This is a genomic window from Polynucleobacter sp. JS-JIR-II-b4 (genome assembly GCF_018687815.1).
Lineage (GTDB): Bacteria > Pseudomonadota > Gammaproteobacteria > Burkholderiales > Burkholderiaceae > Polynucleobacter.
The window spans coordinates 1,089,303-1,102,718 of record NZ_CP061306.1; the positions used below are offsets into that span (position 1 = coordinate 1,089,303).

The 13,416-nt window shown below is 45.8% G+C and carries 11 protein-coding genes; 2 read left to right on the top strand and 9 right to left on the bottom strand.

Annotation, left to right across the window (positions count from 1 at the left end):
• Nucleotides 1-5: 5 nt before the first annotated feature.
• Both ICV90_RS05550 and ICV90_RS05555 read right to left on the bottom strand, forming a co-directional pair.
• A complete protein-coding gene (locus tag ICV90_RS05550) occupies nt 6-1,097 on the bottom strand; it encodes a tartrate dehydrogenase (RefSeq protein WP_216862533.1) in 1,092 nt (363 codons plus the stop codon).
• Between the two features lie 49 nt (nt 1,098-1,146).
• The gene (locus ICV90_RS05555; RefSeq protein ID WP_215356864.1) at nt 1,147-1,809 is read right to left on the bottom strand and encodes a SprT family zinc-dependent metalloprotease; all 663 of its coding nucleotides are present in this window, start codon (nt 1,807-1,809) and stop codon (nt 1,147-1,149) included.
• A gap of 76 nt (nt 1,810-1,885) precedes the next feature.
• Here ICV90_RS05555 and ICV90_RS05560 point away from each other — a divergent pair, with 76 nt between their 5' ends.
• Nucleotides 1,886-3,196: an amidase gene (locus tag ICV90_RS05560; protein WP_215356866.1), complete on the top strand. Its 1,311-nt coding sequence runs from the start codon at nt 1,886-1,888 to the stop codon at nt 3,194-3,196.
• Between the two features lie 8 nt (nt 3,197-3,204).
• Here the strand turns inward: ICV90_RS05560 and ICV90_RS05565 are convergent, their stop codons facing one another.
• Nucleotides 3,205-4,179, bottom strand: a complete 975-nt coding sequence (locus ICV90_RS05565) for a tripartite tricarboxylate transporter substrate binding protein (protein ID WP_215356868.1) — start codon at nt 4,177-4,179, stop codon at nt 3,205-3,207.
• 30 nt (nt 4,180-4,209) lie between these two features.
• Entirely contained in the window at nt 4,210-5,331 is a 1,122-nt protein-coding gene (locus tag ICV90_RS05570; RefSeq protein ID WP_215356870.1) for an NADH:flavin oxidoreductase/NADH oxidase, read from the bottom strand.
• 161 nt (nt 5,332-5,492) lie between these two features.
• On the opposite strand from ICV90_RS05570, the gene ICV90_RS05575 reads away from it, so the two are divergent.
• Entirely contained in the window at nt 5,493-7,013 is a 1,521-nt protein-coding gene (locus ICV90_RS05575; RefSeq protein WP_215356871.1) for a CoA-acylating methylmalonate-semialdehyde dehydrogenase, read from the top strand.
• Nucleotides 7,014-7,081: 68 nt separating this feature from the next.
• Here the strand turns inward: ICV90_RS05575 and ICV90_RS05580 are convergent, their stop codons facing one another.
• From ICV90_RS05580 to nuoL, 5 genes are all read right to left on the bottom strand, one after another.
• Nucleotides 7,082-7,567, bottom strand: coding sequence for a DUF1178 family protein (locus ICV90_RS05580; protein ID WP_215356873.1), 486 nt, complete (start codon nt 7,565-7,567; stop codon nt 7,082-7,084).
• Between the two features lie 64 nt (nt 7,568-7,631).
• A complete protein-coding gene (locus tag ICV90_RS05585; RefSeq protein ID WP_215356874.1) occupies nt 7,632-8,231 on the bottom strand; it encodes an NUDIX domain-containing protein in 600 nt (199 codons plus the stop codon).
• Nucleotides 8,232-8,354: 123 nt separating this feature from the next.
• Nucleotides 8,355-9,854: an NADH-quinone oxidoreductase subunit NuoN gene (nuoN, locus tag ICV90_RS05590; protein ID WP_215356876.1), complete on the bottom strand. Its 1,500-nt coding sequence runs from the start codon at nt 9,852-9,854 to the stop codon at nt 8,355-8,357.
• 10 nt (nt 9,855-9,864) lie between these two features.
• Complete coding sequence (locus tag ICV90_RS05595) at nt 9,865-11,331, bottom strand: NADH-quinone oxidoreductase subunit M (RefSeq protein WP_215356878.1); 1,467 nt, start codon at nt 11,329-11,331, stop codon at nt 9,865-9,867.
• Nucleotides 11,332-11,355: 24 nt separating this feature from the next.
• Nucleotides 11,356-13,416 (bottom strand): NADH-quinone oxidoreductase subunit L, encoded by a 2,061-nt coding sequence (nuoL, locus tag ICV90_RS05600; protein WP_215356880.1) that lies wholly within the window; start codon nt 13,414-13,416, stop codon nt 11,356-11,358.

Here is a 13,416-nt window from a genome sequence, read left to right on the forward strand (position 1 = left end):
ACTAGTTAGATTGCTGCGGCAATCGCCTTACCCAAATCATCTGTCTTAGCGGTGCCACCAAGATCTGGTGTCAAAGGCGCATGTCCTGGACCAGATGCCAATACCTTTTCAATGGCACTAAATATTGCTTTACCAGCCTCTGGATAACCAAGGTGATCTAACATCATCGCCCCACTCCAAATCTGACCAATCGGGTTGGCGATCATTTTGCCAAAGATATCAGGCGCTGAACCGTGAACTGGCTCAAACAGGGAGGGGAATTTACCTTCAGGATTGATGCTGCCGGATGGTGCTACTGCAATGGTGCCGGTACACGCGGGACCTAAGTCGGAGAGAATATCTCCAAATAAATTGCTCGCTACTACAACGTCAAACCGATCTGGATTCATAACGAAGTGAGCAGCCAAAATATCAATATGATATTTGTCAGCCCTAACGTCAGCAAATTTCTTAGACATCGCCTCTACACGCTCATCCCAATAAGGCATGGTGATGGCAATACCATTTGATTTGGTTGCGGAAGTTAAATGCTTTTTAGGGCGACTTTGGGCTAAGTCAAAAGCGTATTGCAAAATTCGGTCAACGCCTTGTCTAGTGAAAACAGATTCTTGAATCACGATCTCACGATCGGTATCCGGGAACATCTTGCCACCAACGCTGGAGTATTCACCTTCAGTGTTCTCGCGAACTACAAAGAAATCGATGTCACCAGGCTTACGGTTGGCCAGGGGGCATGGCACTCCCGGCAATAAACGTACTGGACGCAAATTGACGTACTGATCAAAGCCACGGCGAAATTGAATTAAGCTTCCCCAAAGCGATACATGGTCAGGCAGAATGTCCGGCATGCCGACTGCGCCAAAAAAGATCGCGTCGTACTTCATGAGGATATCGAACCAATCATCCGGCATCATCTTGCCATGCTTGAGATAGTAATCACAGCTCGCAAAATCAAAATGATCAAACTGCATACCAAGATTAAATTTACGATTGGCCGCCTCTAGCGCGCGCACACCCTCTGGCATGACTTCCTTGCCAATACCGTCTCCGGGAATAACGGCAATCTTAGGATTTTTAAATATTTTCTTTGCGTTCATAAATGATGTGTCTCGTTTTATTTTTGTTGAAGATGAATTTTACAAATAACTAGCTAATAGCGCGACGGATTTCATCTGGCGCCTTCTTGCTACCCTTTCCAACTGATTCACTATCGTAATCAGTGGTATTTTCGATTGTCTCTGGAACATCTTCCAGCATCCGGATGTTGTCCTTGGGACAGATGGGTGCGCCATAACTGGCCCATTTCTTGAGCAAGGTCACCTCGTAGCCACATTGACCACATTTGGCCTTACTTCGACTGGCATTGCTAGGCCTTGGGGGTGGGAAAACAATCGCCTGGTGCGGGTAAGGGCCAAGCTCCTGACTAATCATCATCAGCCTTACAGTGAGCTCCTCAGTGGCATGAGCCATTCTGGCGGGGCCTTCCAGACCCACCGTTTGAGCGATTCCCTTGAAATCTTCGCCATGGCCGCTAAAGCAGTCATCCACCGCATGACAGAGCTCATGAACCAAGGTATCTAAAAGCTGTACGGGTTCGTCCAACTTAGGGGATATGAATATCTCATTCACGCCACCACCTGAGCGCTCACGAGGCCAACATTGCCCCAGTGTCGTTCTAGGGCTACTAGAGGCTGGGAATCCGCATGAGACCCTGACGGGAGGGATTGCATAACCTGCTTTTGAAAAGACCGGCTCAAGATGCCTTACTGCATCTTCAAGCCAGGCCTCACGGACTGTATGTTGCTTCATTTAACTTCTCTTCTATCGAAATCTAGGACAAAAACCATCAATTGCGATCATACGCCACCATAAGTAGAATGAGTCCATGAAAGATCTAGAAAGCCTAAGCGCTACCCAAGCCATCAAAGCCCTCTCTAAGAGGGAAATTAAAGCCACTGATTTACTCCTATCCTGCCTAGACCGCATAGGGCAAAAAGAGAGCGTTGTTAAGGCTTGGGCAAGCCTGGGTAAGGAAAATGCCTTATCTCGCGCCAAACAGCTTGATAAGGGCGCCTTTCAGGGTCTATTACATGGTCTCCCAATTGGGGTGAAGGATCTTTATGACACCTATGATTTGCCGACCTCCTATGGTTCACCCATTTACGCCAACCACTATCCAGTCGCTGATGCTGTGGCGGTTGCCCTGATGCGACAGTCTGGTGCCATTATTTTAGGCAAAACTGTTACAACAGAGTTTGCAACATTTAAGAGTGGCTTAACAACGAATCCACATAACCCAAAGCACACTCCCGGCGGATCCTCTAGCGGCTCTGCTGCTGCAGTAGCCGATTTCATGGTTCCACTAGCAACCGGCAGTCAAACTGCTGGGTCAATCATTCGCCCTGCTTCTTTTTGTGGTGTAGTGGGTTTTAAACCTAGTTACGGCAAAGTGAGTATTGCGGGAATTAAAAGTCTTTCTGTAACACTCGACACCATGGGTTGCTTTGGTAGAACAGTAGAAGATGTGGGGCTCGGTGTAGCAGCTATGAGTGGCGATCATCGACTAGCAAAAATTGAAGTCTTGCATAACAAACCTCGCATTGCCATTTGCAAAACATCTAACTGGCCGTTTGCACAAAAGGAAAATGCAACAGCTCTTGCTGTTGCCCGGCATACTGCCGAGATGATTGCCAAAGGCACTGTAATTGATCTGAAGTTACCAAAGACATGTGATGGACTCACCCAAGCCCAAACTCGCATCATGATCTCTGAAATATCACGCAGCCTTACTTTTGAACGAGTGCATTACGCTAAAAAGCTCAGCCCACAACTTCTAAAGCAACTTAGTGAAGGCGCTGAAATTAGCTACGAGCAATATGCAAAAGATTTGAGCCTTGCCGATAGATCAAGGGAGGCCATGGAAGACTTATTTAATAATGAAGTTGATATCTTGATTGGCCCAAGTGCAAATGGCGAAGCGCCCAACATCAAAGATGGTACTGGAGATCCTCTTTTTTCTAGAGCTTGGACTCTTCTAGGTTTGCCCTGCATCAATATCAACGTAAGCAGTGGCCCCAACGGATTGCCAGTAGGCGTGCAACTCATTGCAGGCCCAGGTAAAGATCATTTCTTATTAAGCGCTGCCCGGGCATTTACATTGGCATTGCCTGACCCCACCCTGCGAGATCAGGCTTAGCCAAGCTCTTAATCGAGAGTAATGTTTGCCGCTTTAATTGCTTTAGCCCAGAAAGGGATCTCTTTCTTAACTAGCGCATCGGTTTGGTTTGGTCCCAAGTAACGAAGTTCAACACCAGCAGCATCCGCACGCTCTTTAATTTCAGGCAATGCTAAGCTCTGCTTTACAGAATTAGTGAGCTTGGTAACGACTGGTGCAGGAGTTCCGGCAGGCGCATAGAGGGCCACCCATGATTCCAACTGAAATGATGGTAGACCAGCTTCAGCGGTGGTTGGTACGTTTGGCATACCAGGGTGACGATTTTTGCCGGTCACAGCAAGTCCCTTGAGTTTTCCACTTTGGACGTGTTGCATGACTGAGGGTGGCGTACTAATAAATACCTGTACCTGCCCCGCCAAAACATCCTGAATGGCTGGCCCAGATCCCTTGTATGGAACATGCACCATATCTACACCGGTAGTTTGCTTGAAGATTTCCGTACCAATATGCGATACAGAACCATTGCCCTGTGAGGCGTAATTTAATTTACCTGGATTAGCTTTTGCATATGCAATGAATTCCTTCAGATTATTTACTGGAACTGAAGGGTGTACTGCAATGACATTGGTTGAAACAGTCAGCAAAGCAATTGGCGAGAAATCTTTAATTGGGTCCCACGGAAGCTTATCGAATAAAGCGGGATTACCAACGTGATATCCAGAATAGGAAATTAATAAGGTATAGCCATCGGGCTTTGCTTTGGCAACATACTGATAGGCCGTGTTACCGCTTGCTCCCGGCTTATTGTCAACAATCACTGGTTGACCGATCACACGTGTTAATGGTTCACTCAATAGACGTGCCGAAGTATCAACCAGCCCGCCTGGTGGATTAGGCACTACTAAAGTAATTGGACGATCCGGAAAGGATTCAGCCATAACTAGGCATGAAATCCCAAGCCCCAAAATTACAAGCGCACTGCGTACCACTGAATATTTTTTCATTACTGTCTCCAACGTATGATTTTTGAGTACTTATCTCTGCCCTACTTTTACGTCACCAAATACGGCTTGCGCTTCTCGAGGTAAACAACGCCAATAACGCTCATTTGCGGTAACTGTGCCACCAAGGGCTGCTGCAGCTTCCCAACCCCAGCGAGGCTTGTATAGGAATGCTCTAGCCAAAGCTATGAGATCCGCATCACCCGCTTGCAAAATATCTTCGGCTTGCTGGGGCTCGGTAATGAGTCCAACAGTCATGGTTGGCAAACTAGATTGGTCTTTAACTATCTTTGCGAAAGGCACTTGGTAATTTGGACCAATTGCAATCTTTTGTTTTGGCGAAATACCACCAGAAGAAATGTGTACAAAATCACAACCCAAAGGTTTAAGTTGTTTTGCAAAATTCGCTGTTTCTTCCGGAGTCCAGCCACCCTCAATCCAATCGCTAGCTGAAATGCGTATGCCAAGCACACCTTGGTATGCCGCTCTTACTGCAGCAAATAACTCCAATGGAAAGCGAATGCGGTTTTCAAATGAGCCGCCATACTCATCAGTGCGTTGATTGGCGATAGGAGATAAAAATTGATGTAACAAGTATCCATGAGCACCATGGAGTTCAATCCCATCAATTCCAATACGATCTGCACGCTTTGCTGATGCTACAAAATCATCAATCAACTTTTTTAATTCAACCTTACTCAATTCATGAGGTAAACGCTCTCCATCTAACTGGGGGATCGCTGAGGGCGCTAGTGTTTCCCATCCACCCTGATCCGTTGAGAGCAATTGTCCGCCGTCCCAGGGTGTCGCACTGGATGCTTTTCGACCAGCATGAGCTAGCTGAATAAAAACAGGCGTAGCAGGAGCCAGACCACGCGCACGACTCAGTTTGTCCTTAAGGGCTGCTTCAGTGCGATCATCCCAAAGTCCCAAACATGCTGGCGTAATTCGGGCCTCTGGGCTTACCCCAGTGGCCTCAATAATGAAGAGGGCTGCACCGCTATTGAGTAAATTTCCCCAATGCATGAGGTGCCAGTCTGTTGCCTCGCCATTATTGGCCGAATATTGGCACATCGGGGCAACCACAATGCGATTTGCGAGTTCTAGAGGTCCCCGCGGGGAATTGAGGGTATAGCTCGAAAATAAAAGACTCATAAATGCCTTGAAAAGCCCAAAAATAGGTCAAAAATACGAAAATTGCCGTAAAGCGATAGAATACTTAAAAAGCAGAATAAACGAGACAGCGAAGTCGTGCAGGCTAATTGGCCAAACGGCTTTTTTAATAAAAACCTGAAAAATACTCACCACAAGAGATTATGAACGCACCTCAAGCCTTTGAATCAAAAGAAGATATTGGCCACTTTGTTGGCGGCAATGTAGTTAACCCTAAAGATGGTCGCTTTGCCGATGTTTACAACCCAACCAAAGGAACTGTAGCGCGCCGTGTTGCGCTTGCTAGCCGCAAAGAGGTTGATGCAGTTGTAGCCAATGCCCAAACAGCATTTACGTCATGGAGTCAAACCTCCCCATTGCGCCGTGCACGCATCATGTTTAAGTATCTTGAATTGCTAAACGCTCATCGCGATGAGTTGGCAGCCATCATTACAGCAGAACATGGCAAGGTATTTACCGATGCCCAAGGGGAAGTAACACGCGGTATTGAGATTGTGGAATTTGCTACTGGCATTCCTGAGCTACTCAAAGGCGACTACACCGAGCAAGTATCGACAGGTATCGATAACTGGGTTATGCGTCAGCCTTTAGGTGTAGTTGCTGGTATCACCCCATTTAACTTCCCAGTCATGGTGCCAATGTGGATGTTCCCGGTTGCGATTGCTTGCGGCAACACTTTCATTCTCAAACCTAGCCCTACAGATCCTTCAGCTTCATTGTTCATGGCGAAGCTCCTCAAGGAAGCTGGCCTACCGGATGGCGTATTCAACGTTGTTCAAGGTGACAAAGAAGCGGTTGATGCCTTAATTGAAAATCCAGATGTTAAAGCGGTTAGTTTTGTGGGCTCCACTCCAATTGCCAATTACATCTATGAGCGCTGCTCCCACTTTGGCAAGCGCTCCCAAGCTTTAGGCGGCGCAAAGAACCACATGGTGATCATGCCTGACGCTGATATTGATAAAGCAATTGATGCCCTAGTTGGCGCAGCATACGGCTCCGCTGGCGAACGCTGTATGGCTATTTCTGTAGCGGTGTTGGTTGGTGATGTGGCAGAGAAGATCATGCCAAAGCTAATCGAGCGCACCAAGACACTAAAAGTTAAAAACGGCATGGAACTTGATGCTGAGATGGGTCCAATTGTTACTAAAGCAGCCCTAGAGCGCATTACTGGCTATATTGAGGCTGGTGTAGCTTCGGGCGCAAAACTCCTTGTTGATGGCCGCGGACTCAAAGTTCCTGGCAACGAGAACGGCTTCTTCATCGGCGGCACATTGTTTGATAACGTCACACCAGACATGAAGATTTACTTAGAAGAAATCTTTGGACCAGTTTTGTCCTGCTTGCGTGTTGCTAACTTTACGGATGCCCTTAACTTAGTTAACTCTTGCGAATTTGGCAATGGTGTAGCCTGCTTCACAAGCGATGGCAATATTGCCCGTGAATTTGCTCGTCGTGTACAAGTAGGCATGGTTGGTATTAACGTACCAATTCCAGTACCTATGGCATGGCACGGCTTTGGTGGTTGGAAAAAGTCGATCTTTGGCGATATGCATGCATACGGCAAAGAAGGCGTACGTTTCTACACCAAGCAAAAGAGTGTGATGCAACGCTGGCCTGAGAGTATTGCCAAAGGCGCAGAGTTTGTAATGCCTACCTCCAAGTAATATCAGGAAGTGATTAGCAAAAAAGCGATCTTCGGATCGCTTTTTGTTTGCCAGGATGAAGTAAAAAATTACTGTAGTGTATTTTTAAGAGCGGGAATCATTGGCATCGAGAGGACATCGATGCCCTCTTCTCGTAAGGCTTCAGCCTCATCGAAAGTAGTTTGCCCACGAATACTTCGTTCAGGAGATTCTTTGTAGTGAATTTTTCTGGCCTCATCGGCAAAGGAATTACCAACATCCTCAGAGCGACCCATTAGCTCACGCATACCTTTCAAAAAGGCGGCCTGTACTTGAGCCTCGAGATGAGAATGGTCGCTACCAGTCAAAGCAACAACGCCCCCACTAAGACTTTCAGATTCAGCCTTAGGTAAAGCTAACTCAGTAGAGCTTGATTTGCCAATATGCGGAGCTGAGGGCATGCGGGTGATTTCTGTGCTGTCGCATACTGGACACGCAAGCATCCCCTTGTCCTGCTGAGCAAGGCAATCTTCTTCTGAAGCAAACCATCCTTCAAAGCGATGGTCTAGGGGGCAGGCTAAGTTATAAACTTTCATAAAACGTATATAAGGGCAAAAATGATAAATTCAATACCCTATTTTAATCGGGTTTGAATGCGCCCTATTCGATTGGATGCGGCTTTACTAAGCCCCTACGATAGCGATCAAGCCAATAGGTGGCTATCGTGGTTTTGACGTCCGTAATCTCGCCATCCTCAACCCAGGATATCAATTGCTCCAATGGAGTAGCAAATACGTCCAAAAATTCTTCATCATCTAGATGGCTTTTACCAGGGATCAATTCCTCTGCCAGATAGATATCAATGAACTCTGTTGAATACGAAATTACAGGATGAATACGACGAATGAAACTCCATTTTTTGGCCGTATACCCAGTTTCTTCTTTAAGCTCTCGCTGCGCACAAACTAGATGATCTTCCCTGGGGTCTAACTTTCCCGCAGGAATTTCAATACAAGCTTTTGCAATCGGATAGCGATACTGTCGCTCGAGCAACACACGACCATCATCCAAGATCGCAACAATAGCTACAGCACCCGGATGGGTTAAATATTCGCGTATCGCCTCTTCACCATCAGGCAATGACACTTTATCTCGCTTCATCTTTAAAAAGATGCCGCCGTAAATATCTTCGCCAGATAAACGCTCTTCACGTAAATGTTTATCACCAGTCGGTAGATCTTCAAATGATTTTTCAGTCATAGGTCTTAGTACATATTCCGTCTGTTATTGATTAAACAAGCTTAACTAAATTGAATGTCATTTTGATGGCACCTGAAATGATAAAGGCCCCTTACGGAGCCTTTAGGTAGATGTTAATTCCTTTTAAGATCCCAGTAAGGTACGGCGCATTGCATCTAAGCAAAGACTCATTAAACCCGCAGGAACAATGCCGATCACTAAAACCAGAATGCTATTGAGACTCAAGAGCCCTTTGGCAAAGCCTGAACCAGAAATTGCAATCTCATGCTCAGGCTCATCGAAGTACATGACCTTAACCACTCTGAGGTAATAGAAAGCACCAATCAAAGAGGCAATCACAGCAATTACAGCCAAGAATGTATGCTCCGCATCTACCAAGGCTTCCAAAACACCTAACTTAGCGGCAAAGCCAACCGTAGGCGGAATACCGGCCAAGGAGAACATCATTACCAGACCAATAAAAGCAAACCACGGATGCTTCTTATTGAGTCCTTTTAAGCCATCCAATGTTTCGCAGTCATAACCTTTGCGCGACAAAGCCATCAATAAGCCGAAGGTGCCAAGGGTTGTCAACACATAGGTAATTGCGTAGAATATTGCCGCACTAAATGCGTGATCATCAAAAACAGACAGCATACCCAAGAGAACAAAGCCCATTTGTGCAATGGCAGAATAAGCCAGCATGCGCTTGATGTTGGTTTGCGCAATCGCAGTCACGTTACCTACAACTAGTGATAGAACTGCGAGCAAAACCAGCATTGGCTGCCAATCGCCCAATAAAGGCAATAAGGTATTTACCAATAAGCGGAATAACAATGCAAATGCAGCTAATTTTGGAGCTGCAGCAATCATTAATGTCACAGCAGTAGGCGCACCTTGATAGACGTCCGGTACCCACATATGAAATGGCACCACACCCAACTTGAAGGCCAAACCGGCAACAATAAATACCAAGCCAAACGCCATCACCAAATGGTTTACACGAGGGTCGGCAACGGTTTTAAAGATTTCAATAAGGTCAAGCGATCCGGTGACACCGTAGAGCATCGACATGCCATAAAGTAAGAAACCGGATGCTAATGCACCCAAGATAAAGTACTTAATACCGGCTTCCACACTCTTTTCGCTGCTGTGACGCATTGCAACCAATGCGTATGTAGGTAAAGCCATCAACTCCAAGCCTAGGTATAGAGTTAATAGATTTGCACCAGAGATCAATACAAACTGGCCAAGCAAAGCAAGCAGAGCCAAGACAATGAAGTCAGGACGGAACAAGGCACGATCCATCAAATATTGCTTGGAGTAAATCAAGCTCACCAAAACAGCGATGCATGAACATGCCTTGAGCAAGTTAGAAAATGGATCAGACTGAAATAGGCCATTCATTGCCACTAGCGCTAGGTCTCCCATGCGGCCAATAAAAGCAAAAATGAGATACCCCAATAAGATCAGTGAGAAAAAGTACACGAAGCCAACTCCACGCGGAGTATGAAAGATGTCTTGCTCAACACCAGGGGTAGATGTCACTCTTTCGCGAACATAAACGCTAGCAACCAATAACAAACAGGTTGCTACAAGTAAAACAAGTTCCGGCAGGATGGCGTAAAGGTCGAATGCTTGCATTTGTACTTACTCAGAGTTTGCTGACAGCAACATGCTGCAACAGATTAATTACAGCTGGATGAATGATGTCCGTGAATGGTTTTGGATAGACACCCATACCAATTACACAGATAGATAAAACTGCCATCAAGAAATATTCGCGACAGTTCAAGTCCTTCAACTCTTCAACGTGAGCATTGTTAACGGTACCGAAAAATACGCGCTTCACCATCCACAAGGAATATGCGGCACCCAAGATCAATGCTGTAGCAGCCAGGATACCGATGACAAAGTCATAATCAACTGCAGCCAAAATCACCATGAATTCACCAACAAAACCAGAGGTAGCAGGTAAACCACAGTTGGCCATCGCCATTAGTACGGCAAATGCAGTAAATGCTGGCATGCGATGCACTACGCCACCATAATCAGCAATCTGACGGGTATGCATGCGGTCATAAAGGACGCCAATGGACAAGAACATCGCACCGGCAACAAAGCCGTGTGAAATCATCTGCACAATGCCGCCCTCAATACCCAGCGGACTAAAAAGGAAGAAGCCTAAGGTTACAAAGCCCATGTGAGCAACTGAAGAATAGGCAACCAGTTTTTTCATGTCTTTTTGAACAAGAGCAACTGCACCTACATAAATTACCGCCACTAAAGACAAGAAGATGACAAATGGCCCTAAGTACTGGCTTGCATCTGGGGCAATTGGTAAAGAGAAACGCAGGAAACCATACGCACCTAATTTCAGCATGATCGCTGCCAAGACCACTGAACCGCCTGTTGGTGCCTCAACGTGTACGTCTGGTAACCAAGTATGCAATGGCCACATTGGAACCTTAACAGCAAAAGCCATAAAGAATGCTGCAAACAATAGGATCTGCTCAACAATATCTAGTCGGGCATTTTGCCAAGCCAGAATATCGAATGTATTAGTCACGTTGTACAGATACAGCATGGCAATTAAGGTAAGCAATGAGCCAAGCAAGGTGTACAAGAAGAACTTGAATGCTGCATAAATACGGTTATGCCCTCCCCATACACCAATGATGATGTACATCGGAATTAATGTCGCTTCAAAGAAGACGTAAAACAGTAATGCATCAAGGGCACAAAATACGCCGATCATTAATCCAGAAAGGATCATGAATGAGGCCATGTATTGCGACACTTTAGTCTGAATCACTTCCCACGCTGCAATCACCACGATGATGTTGATGAACGCTGTTAAAACAATGAACCAAACAGAAATACCGTCAATACCGAGGTGGTAATTAATGTCGTAACGTGGAATCCAGCTGATCTTTTCAACGAACTGCATTCCAGAATTAGCGATGTCGAAATTAATCAGCAATGGGAGAGTTGCAATAAAGCTGAGAACGGCTCCAATGAGAGTCAACCAGCGCACACCAGCAGTTGATCTTTCAGACCCATAAAACAAAATAATGAGTCCAAAGACAATCGGGGTCCAAATGGCGTAAGAAAGAATCATAGTGGCTACTTAAGTAACAAAGGCCTAGCGAACAAAAGGCAGGTAAGCATACAAAACCCAAGCCAACAATACCGCTAGACCCGCAATCATTGCGAAGGCATAGTGGTAGAGATAACCGGATTGCAAATGACGGATTACTCCAGCAAAGCGCCCTACCGCATGCGCACTGCCATTAACAAAGAAACCGTCGATGATCTTTTGATCACCGCGATGCCATAAGAAGCTGCCGATCCAAATAAGGCCTTTAGCAAAAACAGCTTGGTTAATTTCATCGAGGTAGTACTTGTTATCAAATAATTTCTTAATTGGTGCAAATGTTTCGGCAACTTTGGCTGGTAGCTTGGGCGCCCAGAGATAACCAATCGCAGCAGTCAACACGCCAAGTACTACCAACAACAAGACTGGTGAAGTGAATGCATGAATTGCCATTGCAACCGGACCATGGAACTCATCTTCCAACTCTTTCATCACCGGATGCCGAGCTAAGTCAATAAAGATGGAATCGCCAAAGTAAGTTCCGAATAACAAGGGAGAGATGGTGTAGAAACCAATGATCACGGATGGAATTGCCAATAGAATCAATGGCAAGGTCACAACGAATGGTGATTCGTGTGGCTTTTGACCTGGAGCTAAACCATGATGTGCATGATCATCACCCTGCTCCGCATGATCATGATGATGGTCGTGAGCATGTGAACCCTCATGACCCCAACGTGCTTTACCGTGGAATACGTAGAAATATAAACGGAATGAATACAGAGCCGTTACGAATACACTAGCCATGACAGCAAAGTAAGCAAAACCTGAACCAGGGATATGACTTGCAGCTACCGCTTCAATAATGGAGTCTTTTGAATAGAAGCCAGAGAAGAATGGGGTTCCCACCAGAGCCAGATTGCCTAACAGCATCATCAAGCAAGTAATTGGCATATATTTCCAGAGACCACCCATCTTGCGCATATCTTGTTCGTGATGCATTCCAAGAATTACGCTACCTGCAGCAAGGAATAGCAATGCTTTAAAGAAAGCGTGCGTCATCAAATGGAAGATAGCCACTGGGTATGCAGATACACCCAAAGCGACTGTCATATATCCCAGCTGAGATAAGGTCGAATAAGCAACAACGCGCTTGATATCGTTTTGCACAATACCGAGGAAGCCCATAAAGAGTGCTGTAATTGAACCAATCACCAAGATAAAGCTCAGCGCGACATCTGAAAGCTCAAACAGTGGTGACATGCGTGACACCATGAAAATACCAGCAGTAACCATGGTTGCAGCATGAATCAATGCAGAGATTGGTGTTGGACCTTCCATCGAATCTGGTAGCCAAACGTGTAATGGGAATTGGGCTGACTTACCCATTGCACCAATAAATAAACAGATGCAGGTAACGGTCATCAAATTCCAGCTAGTACCTGGCAATGTCTGGGCTGCTAAAGCAGAATTCTGCGCGAAGATCACGTCATATTGCATCGAGCCAGTACTGGCCAACAGAATACCGATGCCCAAGATGAAACCAAAGTCACCAACGCGGTTAACTAAGAAAGCCTTCATATTGGCAAACACTGCAGACTGGCGCTCAAAGTAAAAGCCAATCAACAAATAAGAAACCACACCCACAGCTTCCCAGCCAAAGAAGAGTTGCAATAAGTTATTACTCATCACCAACATCAACATAGCAAAGGTGAATAAGGAGATGTAGGAGAAGAAGCGGTTGTAACCTTCTTCACCGTGCATATAGCCAATGGTGTAGATGTGGACCATCAATGACACAAAGGTAACGACGCACATCATGGTTGCCGTTAAAGGGTCAATCAGGAAGCCAATATCTAAATTGAGTTCGCCTAATTGCATCCAATGGTAAACAGTTCCATTGAAATAGAAGCCATCCATCACTTGAACTAATACATTGCAGGAAAGCACGAATGCAATGGTTACGCCCAAAATAGTCACAAACTGACTAGCCCCATGACCAATGCGATTGCCGCCTAATTTGGTGCCAAAGAAACCAGCGATGATGGAGCCGACTAAAGGTGCCAAAGGAATGGCGCAAAGTACAGGTATGTTTAAGGTCAATTGCAT